We start from the raw sequence: 16,909 nt of genomic DNA, 5'->3' as shown, positions 1-16,909 counted from the left end.
CTGGTCGTCAAGTCGTGGCGGCGACGATCAGCGCGGCGACAGCACCCGGATCGTCGGCCATCGGGACGTGCCCGCAGCCGGGCAGTCGTGCGAGGCGGGTCTCGCGCGGCAGTTCGCCGAGGTGGCGGGACTGGCTGGGAAGCAGGAGCCGGTCACGCGACCCGAAGGCGACGGTGACCGGAGCCTCGATCGGCGGGCCGGCCCGGTAGCAGCGCGGCTCGGAGGCTGTCATCGTCGCGTCGAATCCCGGCGCGTCGGCCATCGCTCGAACGGCCATGCGGGCGTAAGCGGCGGAGATCCGGGACGGTTGCCCGTGCGTCTGGCCGAGGAGGAGGACCCGCCCGGCCCGGTAGCGGACAAGACGGCACGCCGGGGCGGTGAAGTGCTTGGCGAGCCACCGGGTGGTGCGCAGGCTGATCCGGTTGTAGAGCGGGGTCCGGCCGTGCCACAGCCCTGCGGGGGAGAGCAGGGCCAGCGACCGGAGCGGGCGGAGGGCGGCGAGTTCGAGGGCGACCCAGCCGCCGAGCGAGTTGCCGGCCACGTGCGGTGTCACCACACCCTGCGCGTCGAGGAAGGCGGCCACGGCCGATGCGATGGCGGCCGGGCTCGGTTCGACCTCCGCAGGCAGCGGCGGCGACTCGCCGAAGCCGGGCAGGTCGACCGCGAGCACGTCGAACCGCGCGGCGAGGTCGTCGACGACGGGATCCCATGCCTGACGGCAGGAGCCGATGCCGTGCAGCAGAACCAGCGGCGCCCCGGCGCCGCGGCGGGTGAACGCGAGTGTCATGTGAGAGGGACGACTGAGCTCGCCATGTTGTGACGCCCGCAGGTGGCGAGCGAGCGCGCGAAGCCGGCGACACCTCGTGCCGGTACAGCAGGTCACCGCCGCCAAGCTTGATCAGGTCGCGGACCGTTGACAGGCCTGAGCGCTTACGTTTCGATCGACGATGCGGTAACCCCAGGAGGTGGAGGACCACCGGTTGACCTGTGGTCCACGTATGGTTCGTTCTCCTACGCTCGATCGGGTTGGGAGTCGATGGCTACACATGACAGCGATCTTCGCCATGCGTACGCAGCACAGAGCACCCGCTGGTTCCATGTCGGGATCAGCTCGGAGACCGATCCGCACCGTGCTGGGGCGGTCGCGGCGTCTCGCGCACTGGCGGGACCTGACCCTCGGCTGCTGGTCGTGTTCTGTTCGATCCGGCTGGACCCGTACGCGGTGCTCGCCGGCATCAAGGAGGTCGCGGCCGGGATCCCGCTGATCGGCTGTTCCTCCGGTGCCGAGATAGGCGTCGAAGGCCCCGCCATGGGTCATGTGGCGGTTGCCGTGTTCGGCGGTCCCGGCTTCACGGTACGGACCAGCGCCGCCACCGGAACCCGGACGGCGCCGCGCGAAGGCGGCATCGAGGTGGCCCGCTCGGCTTTCGCCGGGATGGACGGCGCGAACCAGCTGATGCTGCTGTTGACCGACGGCCTTGTCGAGGACCAGGACGACATCATCGGCGGGGTTTACGAGATGCTGGGCGCCGGTGTGGCCCTGGCCGGCGGCGCCGCAGGTACGGCACTTCTTGCCGACGGCGCTACTGCGAACACCTTTCATATGCACGATGGCGAAGTTCTCACCGACGCCGTCGTGGGCGCGGCGATCAGTTCTGACGGGCCGTTCGGAGTGGCGATGCGGCACGGTTTCCGGGAGGTCGGGGAGCCCATGGTGGTGACCCGCAGTCGCAAGGGCCGCATCTACACGCTTGACCACAAGCCGGCGCTGCACGCCTATCTGGACCGACTGGGCGCGCCGGCCGAGGCATACCTCGACAAGAGCGCGTTCGTCGCGTTCTCCCGGTTGCGGCCATTGTGCGTCCTGCGGCGCACGACGGAGGAGGTTCGCTTCATCACCGAACACGCCGACCTTGACGAAGGTTCGCTGGTGTGCGTCGGCGACGTCCCGGAGGGTGGCATGGTCTGGCCGCTGGAATCGGACGCGGACAGCACCATCGAAGCGGTCGACCGCGTCTGGCCCGCCGCCGTCGAGGCGCTGGGCGGCCGGCCGGCGTTGGGGTTCCTCGCCTTCGACTGCGGCATCCGGCAGGACATCCTGAGCCAGACTCCCACCGGCGACCGGGTGGCCGAGGAGGTCAGCCGGATGCTCGGCCAGTCGGGCGACCTGCCCTTCATCGGCTTCTACACGTGGGGTGAGATCGCCCGCACTCGTGGCGTCAACGGACTGCACCACCAATCCCTCGTCGTACTAGCCGTCGGCTGATCGCACATGTACGACATCGCTGGCGCCCTGGTCGTACAGCAACTCGCGGAATTCCTCGGCGCACTGTCCGAGGTATCCGACGTGCCGACCGCCTATCGCGTTGCCGCAATGGGCGCGGCGCGCGCCCTGGACGCCGAGATGGTCGCCGTATTGCGCGACGGTTCCGTAGCTGCCGCTGTCGGCTTCCCGGCGGGTGAGGCACCGGTACGGGATTTGCTGGCGGTTGTTTCCGGCGAGCGGGCCACGGTGAAGGTTCCCGGCTGCGGCCCGTGCCCGGCGATCTTCGCCCCCAGCGCGGACGAGCCGGCCGAGTACCTGGTGGTGGCGCGCGGCGGTCCGGACGGCTTCACGGTCGAAGAGGCAAGCCTCGTACGCGGTATGGCGCGGGTATTGGAGTTGCACGTCCATATGGTCAAGAGTCTGGCCGCCGAGCGCCGCCAGGCGGCACGCAACAGCGAGCTCGTCGATTCGCTCAGCGAGCGCCAGCGCCTGCTCGAGCACTTGTCCGGAATCCAGCGCGCCATCGCCCGCAGGGCGCCGCTGCCGCGCGTCCTCAACATGATCACTGCCGGTGCCCACGAGATGCTCGGCGAGGACGGCGTGGCACTCTGGCTGCTGGACAGCGACGAACCGGACATGCTTGTGATGACCTCGGAGATCGGATTGCCGAAGCAGGTCGCACGGCGACTGTCCCGAGCCACGATGGCCGAGGCCGGGACGATCGGTCAGGCCATCGTCGACGACAATCTCTCGACGGTCGCCGATCCGGGTGGGGTCGGCATGGCGGTACCGGTACACGACAGCGGCACGGTCGTCGGTGCCCTCGCGGTGGCGGCGTACGGCAGGGACCGCGAGTACGAGAAGCGAGATCAGGACATCCTGCACGCCTTCGCCGAGCACGCCAGCCTCGCAGTCACGGACGCGAAGACATTCCAAGCGCTCAACAAGGCGAGCCACGACCAGGTCACCGGGCTCGTGAGCCGTAGCCCGTTCATGGAACAGCTGCAACGTGGTCTGTCCGTCGCCAGCCGTGCGGGCGATCGGCTCGGCCTGTTGTTCGTCGACCTGGACGGATTCAAGCTCGTCAACGATTCGCTCGGCCATGCCGCCGGCGATGCGGTGCTGGCCGAGGTCGGTGCCCGGTTGCGGGCGTGTGTTCGCAGCACGGACACCGTGGCCAGGCTCGGCGGTGACGAGTTCGGGGTCCTCCTGGCCGGCTTCAAGACCGACGACGAGGTGATCGCCGTCGCCGATCGGATCCTCGACCAGGTCAGCCGGCCGTTCGACCTGACCGGGCAGGATGTCTTCATCGGTGCGAGCGTGGGCGTCACCTTCAGTACGCCCGCCTCGCCGGACGCCGACGCGCTCGTACGTGACGCCGACCTTGCGATGTACCACGCCAAACGCACCGGCAAGGGTCGGTATGGGATCTTCCGTCCGGAGATGCAGGAAGCCTTCGAGAAGACCGTGAACCTCGCGACGGATCTTCGCCGGGCACTGGAACGCGACGAGTTCGTCGTCTATTACCAGCCGATATGCAGGCTTGCCGACGGCGAACTGACCGGGCTCGAGGCGTTGGTTCGCTGGCTGCACCCGAAGCGCGGGTTGGTCGCTCCGATGGAATTCATCCCGGCGGCCGAGGAGACGGAGCTGATCATCGCGATCGGTCACCGGGTGTTGCGCGAAGCCTGCCGCTCCGCATCGGCATGGAACCGGCGGCGGGCACTCGCGGGACTCCCGGAGTTGACCGTTCACGTCAATGTCTCGACCCGGCAGCTACGAGACGACACGGTGGAAATGGTGGCCGACGTGCTGCGAGAGACCGGGCTGGCGGCATCGAGGCTGGTCCTGGAGATAACCGAATCGCACCCGGCGCTCGATCTCCCGCTGGTCTGCCATCAGTTGCACAGGTTCAAGGACCTGGGCGTCGGGCTCGCCATCGACGATTTCGGAACCGGGTACTCGTCGCTGCTTGCCCTGCGCCAGTTTCCGATCGACACGATCAAGGTTGACAAGTCATTCGTCGACGATCTGGACGGGAACGGCGATCGCTCGGATCTCACCCGGGCCATCGTCCAGTTGGGCCGGGCGGTGCGGCGGGACGTGATCGCCGAGGGTGTCGAGTCGGAAACCCAGCGGAGGGCGTTGCTGGACTGCGGCTGTCGCCTCGGCCAGGGCTACCTCTTCGCCAAACCACTGGACCATGCTGCAGCGACCGCCCTGGTGTTGGAGGGACGGGTGACGGTTGGGCCGGCATTGCCAGTCGCTGATCCGCCGGACTGATCCTCAGCGGTCGCCCAAGAACCGGATGACGCTCCACGACAGGGCCGGCAGCACAACGGTCGCGCGCCCGTCGGCCACCTTGACGTCCTCGAGCAGGCGCGGTGCAACCCGGTCGGGCTGATCGGCGGTGTTCACCGCTTCCGCGTCGCTGTCGTGGACGGCCGTGTGCTTCCCCACCACCAGGCCGGGGCAGGCTCGCAGATCCAGGTCCAGGGTCAGTGCCTGCCGCTGGTCCCGGTTGACGGCGAACAGCGTGACCTCGCCGGACTCGTCGTCGTGGACGGCCACTGCGGCGAGGACGGGGACTTCTCCCTGTGCCGCGGTCTCGTGCGTGGGCGCCACGGCGTCGGTCCGCAGCACCGTGCCCCGGCCGTGCCGCGAGGTCAGCGCGAACGGGTGGAAGATGGCCTGCCGCCACGCCGGGCCGCCCGGCTCCGAGCGGATCGGCGCGATGACGTTGACCAGCTGGGCGAGACAGCCGATCTTCACCCGGTCGGCGTGCCGCAACAGCGTGATGAGCAGGTCGCCCACCACGACCGCGTCGGCCACCGAGTAGGTGTCCTCGATCAGGCGCGGCGCCTGCGCCCAGTCCAGGTTCTCCTCGCCGGCGAAGCGGCTCTGGTACCAGACGTTCCACTCGTCGACCGACAGGTTGATGTGCTTGCGGTGGCCGTTTTTCGCGCGTACGTGGTCGCAGGTTGCCACCACCGCGTCGATGTAGTGGTCGAAGTCCACGGCGCGGGCGAGGAAGCTGTCCCGGTCGTCGCCGATCTGCTCGTAGTAGGTGTGCAGGGAGACGTAGTCGACGAGATCGTAGGTCTCCTCGAGGACCGTCGCCTCCCACGCGCCGAACGTGGGCATCCGCTGGTTCGAGCTTCCGCACGCCGACAACTCGATGCTCGGGTCGACGCGGCGCATCGCCTTGGCGGTCTCGGCGGCCAGCCGCGCGTACTCGTGCGCCGTCTTGTGGCCGATCTGCCACGGGCCGTCCATCTCGTTGCCCAGGCACCACAGCCGCACGTCGTGCGGCTGCGGTGACCCGTTGGTCCGCCGCAGGTCGGACCAGTAGGTGCCGGACGGGTGGTTGCAGTACTCGACCAGGTCGCGTGCGGCGTCCAGGCCCCTGGTGCCGAGGTTGACCGCCAACATCGGCGCGCTGCCCACGTCCCGGCACCACTGCAGGAAGTCGTCCACGCCGACCTGGTTGGTCTCGATCGACCGCCACGCCAGGTCGAGCCGGCGCGGCCGTTGCCGGCGCGGGCCGATGCCGTCCTCCCAGTTGTACGCGGAGACGAAGTTTCCACCGGGGTAACGCACCAGCGGCACGCCCAGCTCGCGAACCAGGCCGGCCACGTCCTGCCGGAATCCGGCCTCGTCGGCCTGGGGGTGGCCGGGCTCGTAGATTCCGGTGTAGACGGACCGGCCCATGTGCTCCACGAACGATCCGTAGAGCCGCGGATCCACCTCGGACACCCGCAGGGCCGGGTCGATGGTGAGCGAGGCACGATTCACGAGATCACCCCTTGAGGCCGGTGCCGGCGATGCCCTCGACGATGCGGCGCTGGAAGAGCAGGAAGATCACCACGAGCGGCAGCGCGCCGAGGATCGCGGACGCCATGGTGTCCGCATAGCGGATGCCGTAGCTGCCCTGGACGGTGGCCAGGCCGACCGGGATGGTCATCAGCTTGGGGTTCGACAACACCAGCAGCGGCCAGAGCAGGTTGTTCCAGCTCCACACGAACGTGAAGATCGCCACCGCCGCGACCACCGGCCGGCTCAGCGGCAGGACGATGCGCCAGTACGTGCGGAAGAACCCGGCGCCGTCCACGCGCGCCGCCTCGTCGAGGTCGCGCGGCAGGCCGTCGAAGAACTGCTTGAAGATGAACACCGCGATGGCGGCCGGGATCTGCGGCAGGATCACCGCCCAGTACGTGTTCAGCAGGTGCAGCGCGCCGAACTCCCTGAACTGCGGCACGATCAGCGCCTGGTGCGGGATCATGATGCCGATCAGGATGAACCAGAACACCACCCACCGGTACTTGAAGCGCATCCGGGACAGCGCGTACGCGGCCATGCTGCCGACGAACACGGTGCCGGCCGCGGTGGCCAGCGAGGTGATGAAGCTGGAGGCGTACCAGTTCCAGATGTCGCCCTGGGCGAAGATCGTGCGGAACGACTCCAGCGTGGGGTTGTCGATCAACCAGGTGGTGTTGGTGGTCTCGGCGTTGGGCTTGAGCGCGGTGTCGACCGCCCACGCGATGGGGACCAGCCAGATCAGCGCGAATGCGATGAGCACGCCCGCGCAGACTCCGTTGAACAACCTCATCCGGCGGTCGATGGCGGCTTGGGTCACCTCCGGACGCGTGCCCTTTCGCTCCCGGGTGTCGCTGGCGAGCGTGGTCATGTCACAACCCCTGTTCCTGGCGCCGGGTGAGGAACACCCACACGGCGGACACGGCGAGCACGAGGATGAAGAACAACGTCGACACCGCGGCGGCGTAGCCGGTGCGGAAGTCCGTGAAGCCCATGTCGTACACGTATTCGAGGGCGGGACGGGTGGCGTAGTTGGGGCCGCCGCTGGTCATGATGTAGGGCTGGTCGAAGATCTTCAGCGACGCGATGATCTGCAACACGATCACCAGCGAGGTGGTGCGGCTGAGCATCGGGATGGTGATCCGGCGCATCTGCTGCCACGGGCTCGCCCCGTCCATCGAAGCGGCCTCGTACAGGTCTCGCGGGATGTCCTGCAGGCCGGCCAGGTAGAGCACGAAGTTGAAGCCGAGCGTCCACCAGACCGTCGCGAAGGCCAGTGACCACATCGCCAGGCTCGGGCTGCCCAGCCAGTTCGGCTCGGCGAAGCCGAGGCTGGTCACGACCTTGCCGAGCAGGCCGAGCTCCGGGGTGTACAGCCAGATCCAGATCAGCGCCATCACGGCCGACGGCAGGATGTACGGCAGGAAGAACGCGAGCCGGAAGAACCAGCGTCCGCGGCTGGCCCGGTCGGCGAGCAGCGCGAAGACGAAGGCGAGGATGACCAGCGGCGGCACGGTGAGGATGGTGAACCAGATGGTGTGCCACATCGACGCCCAGAAGTCCGGGCTGCCCAGCGCCTCGCCGAAGTTGCCGAACCCGGCGAAGCCGCCGAGCCCCGGCTTGGTCAGGCTGGTGTCGAAGAAGCTCATCACCACCATGTAGATCGACGGTCCGATGATGAACAGCAGGTACAGCACGAGGAACGGCGCCATGAGAAGCCAGGCGGGCCGCGCGTGGCCGTGCTCGGTGACGCGGGTGGTGTCGGGGTCGACGGGACGGACCGGGCGGTCCTCGACGGTCTCGTAGTCGGCGGTGATGGTCACGGTGCGTACCTCCTCAGACCGGCGACGCGGCGCTCGCGAGCGCGGAGAGCTTGGACCGGATCTGCGTGATCGCGGCGTCCGGCGACATCTGGCCGGCTTCGACGGCGCCGATGGCCGAGCCCATGATGGTTTCGAAATCCGAACCGGAGCCGGAGTACCAGCCGGGCGGGTCGTACACCGCGGCGTCGGCGGCCGCCGCGTAGTTCGACTGCGGGGTGAGCTTCTTGAACGCGTCGCTCTGTGCGACCGGCTGCCAGGTCGGGATGTGGCCGCCCTGCGCCCACGTCATGCTCTGGTCGAGCATCGACTTGATGAAGCCCAGCGACAGATCCAGCTGCCCCTCGGCGGTGACACCGCCGCGCGGGACGACCAGCGTGTGCGAGTCGGCCTGGACCGCGTACGTGCCGCCGAAGACGTTGGGAATCAGCGTCATGCTGAACGGCATCTTCGCGGTCTGGAAGGTGCTGATCTCCCACTCGCCGTTGATGTGGAAGCCGGCCGCGCCGTTCGCGAACAGCGCGATCGCACCTTGGTAGTCGATGCTGCCGGGCATCAGCTTCTTCTCGACGGTGAGCGCGCGCATGAAGGTGAGCACCTGCGTGGCCTTCGCGTCGTCGAGCACCACCTTGGTGCCCTCGTCCGCGAGCACCTGGCCGCCGAGCTGTGAATAGAGCGTCTGGAAGAACCGCCACGGGCTCGCCGTGTCGGCGTTGATCCCGTGCGTCGCGCCGTACTGACCGGTTACCTTCTGCACCTTGGCCAGCGCGTCCGTGAAGGCGTCGGGCCCCTGGATGGGCGCCAGGTTGCCGGCCGCGTCCAGCAGGCCGGCCTGCCCGCAGATCTTGGTGTTGTAGAACAGCACGAACGGATGCGTGTCGATCGGGATTGCGTAGATCTTGCCGCCCACCAGGCCGGCGTTCCAGGCGCGCTGGTTGAACATCTCGGCCGACATACCGTGCCGGGCGAGATCCTCCGGCCTGAGCTCCTCCAGCAGGCCGGCAGATTGCAGCGTCTTCATCCGGGTCAGATGCGCGACCGCCACGTTCGGCGGCTTCTTGCCCACCGTGGCGAGGGTGAGCTTGGTGTAGTAGGGGTTGCCCCAGGCCAGCGTGACGGCCTGCAGGGGCGTGCCGGGGTTGGCCTGACGGTAGGCGTCCTCCATCTGCTGCATGCGGACGCCGTCGCCGCCGCCGAAGAGATTCCAGTAGTCGACGGTGCCCGGATCGAGCTGGGTCCCGGCGATCCCGGCGCCCACGGGGGAGGAGCAGGCGGCGAGGGAAGCGGCGCCGAGGCCGGCGAAAGCACCTTTCAACAACGTACGGCGTGACACTGGTCCACTCATGAGCTCCGTCCTCTCATCGATCCGCGGCTTGCCCGAGACATCGCCGTATCGTCGCCACGAGTTCCTCCCATCCGGCGAAGCGCTGACCGTCCCGGGTGGCGGCATCGACGACCTCGCCCTGCAGCACGACGCCCCGGCGGTCGAGCACGATCCTGAGCACCAGCGCGACCACCTGCCGGTCGGCGAGCGAATCTTCACGTCGGTGATCGTTCACGGCCACCTCGATGCCGGAGTCCCTGTTCCGGGTCTACGCCCAGGCCGTGAGAAGTGACTGAGGTTTGACTGAGGTCACGCTGCGGGGCGGCCCCGCCGCAAACGCGCGAACAGGTCGTCGGTCGCCGGTTCAGGCTCGGCCTGGAACTCCCGGAGCAGGATCTCGCGGCACAGCAGGTACTGCTTCATCGCCTGCGCACGCTGGCCGAGCCGGGCATAGCAGCGCATGACGGCGCGGTGTGCGTCTTCCCGGCAGGGGTCGGCCTGCAGAAGGCGGTGGGCGTACTGCAGCGCGGTGCCGTTGTCGCCCGTGTCGTAGTAGTAGTCCGTCAGGTGCGCCAGCGCCCCCAGGTAGAGCGCTCGCAGCCGCTCGCGCTCGATCACCACGTTCAGGCTGGTGCCGCAGGGGCAGAGATCCCCTTGGTAGATGCGCAGTCCCTCTTCGAACGTGGCGGCGGCGCCGGCGCGGTCACCCATCCGCAGCTGACGGGAGCCCTGTTCCGTACAACGGTCGAAGCGCAGGATGTCCACGTCGATGCCGGCCGACAGGTTCAGCTGGTATCCGTCATCGGTACGGACCAGTGGTGGAAGGCCGGCCAGCGCATCGGCGAGCGAGCGGCGCAGCGCGTGCACCAGGGTGTTCAGTGACTGACTCGCGTGCTCCTGGTCCATCCCCGGCCACAGCGTCTCGAGCAGCGCGTCCCGCGTGGCCTGCTGGTGCTCGTGCAGCGCCAACGCGGACAGCAAGGCCTTCATCTTGCCGCCGTGGCGCAGCGGTAGCCGCTGGCCCTGTTTGAACACCTGGAACTGACCGAGCAGGCAGATCAGTATGGCCGGGGAGTGTCGGGGCAAACCCGGGACCAACCAGGCGGACGTACCATATGTCATGGTCAGTCCCGCAATGAACTCGGGGATGGTTCAACGTTGAATCGGCAGTTAGCGACATGATTATGTTCCGCCGGCTTCGTTGGCAAGAGACATCCATATGATGAGAAAGCTCTGGCCAAGGGCCGCGATCTCGCGGCATGTTTCCTCTTGACCGGGGGCCGGAACTTGTAGGCAGGTGAGCGCGGGGGATGCGCGTGACGCTGAAGGACGTGGCGGTCCGTGCCGGGGTTTCCGCGAAGACCGTCTCGAACGTGGTCAACGGCACCGGGCGCTTCAGCCCCGAGGTGCGCGCCCGCGTCGAGTCGGCGGTGGCCGCCCTGAACTACGTTCCGAACTTCTCCGCACGCGGCCTGCGCAACGGTCGCAGCGGCCTGATCTGCTTGGCATTGCCGAATCTGAGCACGCCGTACTCGGCGGAGTTGATTCGCGAATTCGCTCGCGCCGCCGCCCGGCGCGATCTCGGGGTGCAGATCGAGGAGACCGGCTTCGACAACTACCAGCGGGAGCGCCACCTGTTGTCACAGGCCCGGCGGCACCTGATCGATGGATTGATCATGAGCCCGGTGCTCCTCACCAGCGCCGCACTCCAGCCGACCCCGGTCACCCCGCCCATGGTGTTCCTCGGTGAGGTGCAACAGGACATCACCGACCACGTGTGGATCGACAACGTGGCGGCCAGCAGGGACATGGTCGAGCACCTCATCGGCCTCGGGCATCGCCGGATCGCGATGCTGGGGCTCTTCGAGTCGGAGAGCGCACGCCTTCGCCGGAAGGGGTACCGGCAGGCGCTGGCAGCCGCAGGCCTCGCCCAGTCGGCCGACCTCGAGATCCCCAACCCCACCTGGACGACCGCGGCTGCCGCCGCGGCGCTCGATCAGTACCTCGACCACCGGCAGCTGCCGGACGCGATCTTCTGCCTGACCGACTCGCAGGCCCTCGGTGTTCTCAATGCCCTGTGGCGCCGCGGGATCCGGGTCCCCGATGACGTCTCCATCGCCGGCTACGACGACATCACCGACGGGCGATATGCGGTGCCGCCGCTGACTACCGTCGGCATCGACAAGGCAAGGCTGGCAGAGGCGGCGATCGATCTGTTGATCGAGCGGATCGCGGAGCCCCGGCGGCGGCCGCGACGGGTCACCATCCCGTACACGATCTTGCCGCGAGAGAGCAGCAAGCCGGTGCCACGTCGTCGCTCACGCTAATGTACCTTGACGGGTACGTAACCAGTTGGGTACGTTAGCCGTCATGGACTCTGTGCTGCAGGCGCTGTCCGACGGGAGTCGACGGACGGTGCTGGAAGTGTTGCGGGATCATCCGGCCACCGTGAACGAGCTCGCCGCGGCGTTGCCGATCGCCCGGCCCGGGGTCTCCCGGCACCTGCGGGTGCTGCGGGAGGCGGGCCTGGTGGGGGTGCGCCAGGACGCGCAGCGGCGGGTCTACAGCCTGCGCCCCGAGCCGCTCGCCGAGCTCGATGCCTGGCTCGGGCGCTATCGCGCCTTGTGGGAGCGGCGCATGGAGGACCTGCACGCGGAAATCGCACGTGGCAAACAAGATCGAGAGGCCGGACAATGACCAGTAACACCGGACGTGAAACCCGCATCCTCGGCAGCCTCCGCCGTCTCGAAGACGGCACCGGCGCGGTCACGATGGAGGATTTCTACGACACCGGCATCGACGATCTGTGGTCGGCGCTGACCGATCCCGTCCGGCTCGCGCGCTGGCTCGCCACGGTCGAGGGGGACCTGCGCATCGGCGGTCGGATCCACGCGCGCTTCACCAGCACCTTCGAAGGGACGGGACGCATAGATGTCTGCGACGCTCCCCGGCGTCTGCAGGTCACCTTCGACCCGGGCACCAGCGATGAGACCGTCATGGAGGCGAACCTCGCACCCGTCGGCGATCGCACGCGGCTGATCATCGAGGAACGCGGTCTCCAGCTCGCGGACGTTCCTGGCTGTGGCGCTGGATGGCAGGCCCACGTCGAGGATCTGGCGGCGTATCTCAGTGGGCGCGAGCCCCGCGTGTGGCGTGACCGATGGCTGGCGCTCAAGCCCGCCTACCAGGAGATCGCCGGGAACGACGGAAAATGAGAAGCAGAGTGGCGCTACCACCTGCCGTCGAGTTCCATCATGGTTTGACGGCGCGGGTCGCGAAGTAGCCGGGCAGCCAGCCCGCGGTGGCGTCCGAGTGGTGGGGTGCCTGTTCGAACCCGGTGATGACGAAGCCGGCGGCGAGTTGGCCGCCGAGCTGCTCGGCCATGCTGTGGCTGTACTCCAGCGGCGCGTCCGCGCCGAAGAGCCGCTCGCGTTCCTCGGCCGGTACGTGTGTGACGTCGCTGTACGGCAGTTTGTGCCGGACCACCAGCTCGCCGCGCTGGTCCAGCGCTTCGTGGTCGAACAGGTAGACGTCCGGGTTGAGGAAGCCGCACTGGACCGAGCACACGCCCGGTGCGCATCCGGCCGTCAACGTTCTGCTGCGGGTCTGGCCACAGGAGCGGCTTCCGGAGCTGCGCGCGCGGATCAAGCAGCTCGCGGCGGCCGCCGGCGGGCACGTGGAGTTCCCCGTCGACCCGTTTCCCGCCATGGTGAACTCGGCGGAACTCAGCACGGCGGCCGGCCAGTACCTGACCAAGGGCGCGCTGTTCTACCTCGGCGTCGCGGACACCGCGACAGGGATGAACGGCGCTCCGCACGCCCCCGACTTCGCCGCCGACGAGCGAGCGATCGGTCACGGCGTGCGCGCCATGGCCGACCTGCTGACCGACCGGCTGGCAGCCCGTTCGGCCCCGGGCGACGGCATCGGGCTCCGGTCCGAGGGCGCAGCACGTTGATTCCGGTCAGGAGCTCGGGCGGGGCTCATCGGTAGACCGCCAGCTGGCCCATGCCCGCAGACGATGTACCGACTGCCGCTCACCGGCGCCGCGCAGCGCCGCAGCGGACTGCCCGACATCTGGCGATAGTCAGAGCCACACCTGGGCGAGATCGAGGAAGGCTTCCGTGGCCATCGCGGCAACACCCAGAATCGCCGCGGCGACCAGGACCGGGCCGGCGAGGCGCCGGCGCAGCGGGGCGGGCCTGGGCTGACTCAGCGCCCGCACCCGCCGGACGACGACGCCGCCGTCGATGCCGAGCACCCTGTTCGAGCCGGCGTCGGACGCCGCGAGCGCGGCGCGGGCGACCGTCCGGGCGGCCAGATCTCGATTGCCGACCTCGGCCGCGGCGACCTCGTCGGCCCAGCGCTCGACCAGGAACTCGACTGCCCGGCGTACCGGGATCAGCAGCGGATTCACCGCGGCCGCCGCGGCGGCAGCTGCGGTGAGGCGGTGATGGCGATGGGCCAGATGCGCACGCTCGTGCGCGAAGACGACTTGACGTTCGGCCGGGTTCAGCAACCGGAGGATGCCGGTCGTGACAAGCAGATGTCCGTACCCGCGGATCCGGCCCGGAACGGCCACCGCCATGGGGTTGGCCCAGTCGGCGACGACCATGTCCTGCCGCGGATCGCCGATGGCGCGCAACCGCTTGTTCGTCACGACACGGCGCCGCACGTCGATGAACAATCGCACGCCGCCGCCGATCAAGAGCAGTCCGGCGATCAGCGCGACCGGTCCTGGCACCGGCTCGGGCAACTCCAGCGTCGGATGATCGTCGAGCGCGGACAGCGGCGGGACATCGTCGAGCATGGTCAATGCCAGCAAGACCAGCGACCAGGTGGAGGCGAGAGCCGCGAGAACCGCGGTCACCGCGAGCGTCCATGCGGCCGGTCCGGGCGTGCCGCGGGCAGCGATCCGCGGCGCGGCGAAGGCGAGCGGCAGCGCCAGCAGCAGGGGAAGGTAGACGCTGACTGTCATGGCTGACGCTGCGGCGGGGTTTCGGCCAGAAAATGCCGCAGCACCGTGGCATCGGTCTCGTCGAGGGAGGAGGCGAACAACTGGAGTACAGCGTGGCGGTCAGCTCGGTCCGTCAGAGCCTCGCGCATCCGCAAAGCCGCGGCCGCGGTGGCGTCCCTGACCGGCCAATAGGCATGGCCACGGCCGGCGCGATGCCGCTCCACGGCCTTCTTGTCGTGCAGGCGGAAGAGAACCGTCTGCACGGTGTTGTACGCCAGGTCGCCGCCTAGCGCTTGATGCACCTCCGCCGCCGTCATCGGGGCATCCGTCGCCCACAGCACGCCCATGACCGCGGCCTCCAGGGTCCCGGGCGGTCGCCGGCTTTCCTTCGTCACCGTCGCTGACCTCCGCGACCAGAGTATCGTCCGCCGGGGCCCGGCGCGGGACGGCGACCAAGGCGACCTGGCCGAGGAAGTAGCCGAGCGTGGTGACGATCGCCAGGATGCCGACCAGGCCGAACGCCGAGATCAGGTGCGGATCAAGAAGGCTCATGGCCGGAGAGGTAGGCCCGAGTCCCTGAAGATTCGTTGGACGCGGTGGGTAGCGACAGCCGGATCCGCATGGCAGTGCCCTTGTCGAGGTCGTCGACGGTGAGCGTGCCGCCGTGGGCGCTGACGATGTCGCGGGCGATGGACAGGCCGAGGCCGGTGCCGCCGTCCGCGCGTGATCGGCTGTCGTCGAGGCGGACGAAGCGGTCGAAGATACGTTCCCGTTCCTCGGCGGGGATGGGTGGCCCGTCGTTGCCGATGACAATTTCCGCGTACGCGTCGCGGCTGCCGACGCTGATCGTGACGTTGGCCTTCGCGTGCCGGGCGGAGTTGTCGACCAGGTTGCGGACCACGCGCAGCAGCGCGTCCGGGTCGCCGGAGACGCGGACCGGTTCGAAGCTCGCTCGCACGTTGAGCTGCGGGTGGAGGACGGCGAGGCGTTCCCGTTCGGTGTAGACGAGGTCGTCGAGGTCGACGTCCTGCCGGCGTACGGGAAGGTTGTCGAGTCTCGCGAGCAGGAGCAGGTCCTCGACGAGGCGGGCCATCCGGGCGGATTCGATCTGGATCCGGCCGACCGATCGGGCGGCGTTCCCGGGCAGGTCGGTGGTGTCGAGCAGGTCGGCGTTGGCCTGGACGGTGGCCAGAGGGCTGCGCAGTTCGTGGCTGGCGTCACCGACGAAGCGGCGCTGGGCGGCCGAGGACGCCTCGATCCGGTCGAGCATGGTGTTCATGGTCGAGGCCAGGGCGGCGATCTCGTCGTCGGTGGCCGGGACCGGCAGCCGCTCGTGCAGGTTCCGGGCGGTGATCGTGGCGGCCTGCCGGCGCATGGCCTCGACCGGGCGCAGCGTGCGCCCGACGAACAGGAACGTGGCGCAGCCGACGATCAGCGCGAGCAGCGGCAGGCCGAGCAGCAGGGCCGCGAGCACCGCGTCGGTGCCGTCGTCGACGAGGTCCAGCGACTGGGCCACGAGCACGACCCGGTCGCCGGACGGGGAGGTCGCCCCCTGGGCGACGATCCAGAACGGCTCGTCGTGGGCGCCGGGCAGGTGCCGCTGTTGCTTGAAGCGTTCGCCGGGAGAAGGACGCAGCGCGGAGATCGCGGCCTGCCCGGACAGGGCATCCGACGCGGCCTCCACCCGCCCGGACGCATCGAGCACCTGCACGACGGTCCGATCGCGGGCCGACGGACGCAGCAGGGTAGTCAGGTCAGACCCGGTCTTGAGCGCCGCGGCGACCTGGGCGGCGCGGTCGTTGGCCGCGGAGTTGAGGTTGTCGAGCAGGACACTGCGCGCTGTCACCAGCAACACCCCACCGGCCAGCAGGGAGGCGACCGCCACCACGGCCGCGGCGGCGAGCGCGGACCGCAGGCGTACGCCCAGACGTCGGCGCAGCGAGACCAGCATGGCCGCCACGGTAGCCGCGGCGCCCGGCGCTCGGCGGCCATCTTCAGCGGATTTTCAGGGGTCGAGGGGTCAGGCTGGGGGGATGCGTGTGTTGGTGGTGGAGGATGAGGTCAGCCTGGCCGAGACGGTCCGCGACGGGCTGACTGAGGCCGGGTTCGTGGTCGACGTGGTGCACGACGGGGTGGACGGCCTGTGGCAGGCCACCGAGACGCCCTATGGGGTGTACGACGTGATCGTGCTGGACATCATGTTGCCCGGGCTCAGCGGGTACGAGGTGTGCCGGCAACTGCGCGCTCGCGAGGTGTGGACGCCGATCCTGATGCTGACGGCGAAGGACGGGGAGTACGACCAGGCGGACGCCTTCGATCTGGGTGCCGACGACTACCTGACCAAGCCGTTCTCGTTCGTGGTGCTGATCGCCCGGTTGCGCGCGCTGATCCGCCGCGGCGCCCCGGAGCGGCCGGCTGTGCTGACCGCCGGGGACCTGTCGCTCGATCCGGGGGAGCGGCGGGTGTGGCGCGGCGAGGAGCCGATCGCGGTGACCCCGCGCGAGTTCGCGATGCTGGAGTTCCTGATGCGCCAGCAGGGCCAGGCGGCCACCAAGCGGGCGATTCTCGAGAGCGTCTGGGACGCGAACTTCAACGGCGATCCGAACATCGTCGAGGTCTACATCGGCTACCTGCGCAAGAAGATCGACCACCCGTTCGGCAAGGCGTCGATCGAGACCGTGCGCGGGGCGGGGTATCGGCTCGTGCCCTGAGCGTGACTCGTTCAGTGT

Annotated in this window: 18 protein-coding genes; 7 read left to right on the top strand and 11 right to left on the bottom strand. The window is 68.9% G+C overall.

Annotation, left to right across the window (positions count from 1 at the left end):
- Window positions 1–7: 7 nt before the first annotated feature.
- Window positions 8–787, bottom strand: coding sequence for an alpha/beta fold hydrolase (locus tag ACIA5D_RS33495; protein WP_396034380.1), 780 nt, complete (start codon window positions 785–787; stop codon window positions 8–10).
- A gap of 126 nt (window positions 788–913) precedes the next feature.
- Here ACIA5D_RS33495 and ACIA5D_RS33490 point away from each other — a divergent pair, with 126 nt between their 5' ends.
- A complete protein-coding gene (locus ACIA5D_RS33490) occupies window positions 914–2,266 on the top strand; it encodes an FIST signal transduction protein (protein ID WP_396034379.1) in 1,353 nt (450 codons plus the stop codon).
- Window positions 2,267–2,272: 6 nt separating this feature from the next.
- The gene (locus ACIA5D_RS33485) at window positions 2,273–4,549 is read left to right on the top strand and encodes a putative bifunctional diguanylate cyclase/phosphodiesterase (protein ID WP_396034377.1); all 2,277 of its coding nucleotides are present in this window, start codon (window positions 2,273–2,275) and stop codon (window positions 4,547–4,549) included.
- Between the two features lie 3 nt (window positions 4,550–4,552).
- On the opposite strand, the gene ACIA5D_RS33480 is transcribed toward ACIA5D_RS33485, so the two are convergent.
- The 6 genes from ACIA5D_RS33480 to ACIA5D_RS33455 form a co-directional block, all read right to left on the bottom strand.
- Window positions 4,553–6,061: an alpha-N-arabinofuranosidase gene (locus ACIA5D_RS33480; RefSeq protein ID WP_396034376.1), complete on the bottom strand. Its 1,509-nt coding sequence runs from the start codon at window positions 6,059–6,061 to the stop codon at window positions 4,553–4,555.
- Between the two features lie 4 nt (window positions 6,062–6,065).
- Complete coding sequence (locus ACIA5D_RS33475; protein WP_396034375.1) at window positions 6,066–6,953, bottom strand: carbohydrate ABC transporter permease; 888 nt, start codon at window positions 6,951–6,953, stop codon at window positions 6,066–6,068.
- Window position 6,954: 1 nt separating this feature from the next.
- The gene (locus ACIA5D_RS33470) at window positions 6,955–7,905 is read right to left on the bottom strand and encodes a carbohydrate ABC transporter permease (protein ID WP_396034374.1); all 951 of its coding nucleotides are present in this window, start codon (window positions 7,903–7,905) and stop codon (window positions 6,955–6,957) included.
- Window positions 7,906–7,918: 13 nt separating this feature from the next.
- Window positions 7,919–9,247, bottom strand: coding sequence for an extracellular solute-binding protein (locus ACIA5D_RS33465; RefSeq protein WP_396034372.1), 1,329 nt, complete (start codon window positions 9,245–9,247; stop codon window positions 7,919–7,921).
- A 13-nt stretch (window positions 9,248–9,260) separates the two neighbouring features.
- The gene (locus tag ACIA5D_RS33460; RefSeq protein ID WP_396034370.1) at window positions 9,261–9,467 is read right to left on the bottom strand and encodes a hypothetical protein; all 207 of its coding nucleotides are present in this window, start codon (window positions 9,465–9,467) and stop codon (window positions 9,261–9,263) included.
- 68 nt (window positions 9,468–9,535) lie between these two features.
- Window positions 9,536–10,312 (bottom strand): BTAD domain-containing putative transcriptional regulator, encoded by a 777-nt coding sequence (locus ACIA5D_RS33455; RefSeq protein WP_396034369.1) that lies wholly within the window; start codon window positions 10,310–10,312, stop codon window positions 9,536–9,538.
- A 224-nt stretch (window positions 10,313–10,536) separates the two neighbouring features.
- On the opposite strand from ACIA5D_RS33455, the gene ACIA5D_RS33450 reads away from it, so the two are divergent.
- The 3 genes from ACIA5D_RS33450 to ACIA5D_RS33440 are packed head-to-tail and all read left to right on the top strand — an operon-like array spanning window position 10,537 to window position 12,441.
- Window positions 10,537–11,553, top strand: a complete 1,017-nt coding sequence (locus ACIA5D_RS33450; RefSeq protein ID WP_396034367.1) for a LacI family DNA-binding transcriptional regulator — start codon at window positions 10,537–10,539, stop codon at window positions 11,551–11,553.
- 43 nt (window positions 11,554–11,596) lie between these two features.
- The gene (locus ACIA5D_RS33445; protein ID WP_396034366.1) at window positions 11,597–11,923 is read left to right on the top strand and encodes an ArsR/SmtB family transcription factor; all 327 of its coding nucleotides are present in this window, start codon (window positions 11,597–11,599) and stop codon (window positions 11,921–11,923) included.
- On the top strand, window positions 11,920–12,441 hold the full coding sequence (locus ACIA5D_RS33440; RefSeq protein ID WP_396034365.1) for an SRPBCC family protein: 522 nt from the start codon (window positions 11,920–11,922) through the stop codon (window positions 12,439–12,441). The genes ACIA5D_RS33445 and ACIA5D_RS33440 overlap by 4 nt, the downstream gene beginning before the upstream one ends.
- Before the next feature lie 37 nt (window positions 12,442–12,478).
- On the opposite strand, the gene ACIA5D_RS33435 is transcribed toward ACIA5D_RS33440, so the two are convergent.
- The gene (locus ACIA5D_RS33435; RefSeq protein ID WP_396034364.1) at window positions 12,479–12,793 is read right to left on the bottom strand and encodes a hypothetical protein; all 315 of its coding nucleotides are present in this window, start codon (window positions 12,791–12,793) and stop codon (window positions 12,479–12,481) included.
- Between ACIA5D_RS33435 and ACIA5D_RS33430 the strand changes: the two genes are divergently transcribed.
- Entirely contained in the window at window positions 12,765–13,181 is a 417-nt protein-coding gene (locus ACIA5D_RS33430; RefSeq protein WP_396034363.1) for a hypothetical protein, read from the top strand. The two genes, ACIA5D_RS33435 and ACIA5D_RS33430, sit on opposite strands and share 29 nt — an antisense overlap.
- A gap of 129 nt (window positions 13,182–13,310) precedes the next feature.
- Here the strand turns inward: ACIA5D_RS33430 and ACIA5D_RS33425 are convergent, their stop codons facing one another.
- The 3 genes from ACIA5D_RS33425 to ACIA5D_RS33415 all read right to left on the bottom strand — a co-directional run bounded on the left by ACIA5D_RS33425 (window position 13,311) and on the right by ACIA5D_RS33415 (window position 16,131).
- The gene (locus tag ACIA5D_RS33425; protein WP_396034361.1) at window positions 13,311–14,201 is read right to left on the bottom strand and encodes a M56 family metallopeptidase; all 891 of its coding nucleotides are present in this window, start codon (window positions 14,199–14,201) and stop codon (window positions 13,311–13,313) included.
- Window positions 14,198–14,575 carry a BlaI/MecI/CopY family transcriptional regulator gene (locus ACIA5D_RS33420; RefSeq protein WP_396034360.1) on the bottom strand — a complete coding sequence of 126 codons (378 nt, stop codon included), beginning with the start codon at window positions 14,573–14,575 and terminating at the stop codon, window positions 14,198–14,200. The genes ACIA5D_RS33425 and ACIA5D_RS33420 overlap by 4 nt, the downstream gene beginning before the upstream one ends.
- A gap of 143 nt (window positions 14,576–14,718) precedes the next feature.
- Window positions 14,719–16,131, bottom strand: coding sequence for a sensor histidine kinase (locus tag ACIA5D_RS33415; RefSeq protein ID WP_396034359.1), 1,413 nt, complete (start codon window positions 16,129–16,131; stop codon window positions 14,719–14,721).
- 82 nt (window positions 16,132–16,213) lie between these two features.
- On the opposite strand from ACIA5D_RS33415, the gene ACIA5D_RS33410 reads away from it, so the two are divergent.
- Entirely contained in the window at window positions 16,214–16,891 is a 678-nt protein-coding gene (locus ACIA5D_RS33410; RefSeq protein WP_396034358.1) for a response regulator transcription factor, read from the top strand.
- The last annotated feature ends 18 nt before the right edge of the window (window positions 16,892–16,909 follow it).

The organism is Actinoplanes sp. NPDC051513, assembly GCF_044454685.1.
Taxonomy (GTDB): Bacteria; Actinomycetota; Actinomycetes; order Mycobacteriales; family Micromonosporaceae; genus Actinoplanes.
The sequence above is the reverse complement of the archived record's forward strand: the minus strand, read 5'-3'. Positions and strand labels throughout refer to the sequence as shown.

Bases quoted from the DNA above. Each gene is read 5' to 3' on its own strand.
- ACIA5D_RS33410 (WP_396034358.1), top strand. From the start codon at position 16,214: ATGCGTGTGTTGGTGGTGGAGGATGAGGTCAGCCTGGCCGAGACGGTC.
- ACIA5D_RS33465 (WP_396034372.1), bottom strand. From the start codon at position 9,247: ATGAGTGGACCAGTGTCACGCCGTACGTTGTTGAAAGGTGCTTTCGCC.
- ACIA5D_RS33485 (WP_396034377.1), top strand. From the start codon at position 2,273: ATGTACGACATCGCTGGCGCCCTGGTCGTACAGCAACTCGCGGAATTC.
- ACIA5D_RS33440 (WP_396034365.1), top strand. From the start codon at position 11,920: ATGACCAGTAACACCGGACGTGAAACCCGCATCCTCGGCAGCCTCCGC.
- ACIA5D_RS33425 (WP_396034361.1), bottom strand. From the start codon at position 14,201: ATGACAGTCAGCGTCTACCTTCCCCTGCTGCTGGCGCTGCCGCTCGCC.
- ACIA5D_RS33415 (WP_396034359.1), bottom strand. From the start codon at position 16,131: ATGCTGGTCTCGCTGCGCCGACGTCTGGGCGTACGCCTGCGGTCCGCG.
- ACIA5D_RS33445 (WP_396034366.1), top strand. From the start codon at position 11,597: ATGGACTCTGTGCTGCAGGCGCTGTCCGACGGGAGTCGACGGACGGTG.
- ACIA5D_RS33495 (WP_396034380.1), bottom strand. From the start codon at position 787: ATGACACTCGCGTTCACCCGCCGCGGCGCCGGGGCGCCGCTGGTTCTG.
- ACIA5D_RS33450 (WP_396034367.1), top strand. From the start codon at position 10,537: ATGCGCGTGACGCTGAAGGACGTGGCGGTCCGTGCCGGGGTTTCCGCG.
- ACIA5D_RS33475 (WP_396034375.1), bottom strand. From the start codon at position 6,953: ATGACCACGCTCGCCAGCGACACCCGGGAGCGAAAGGGCACGCGTCCG.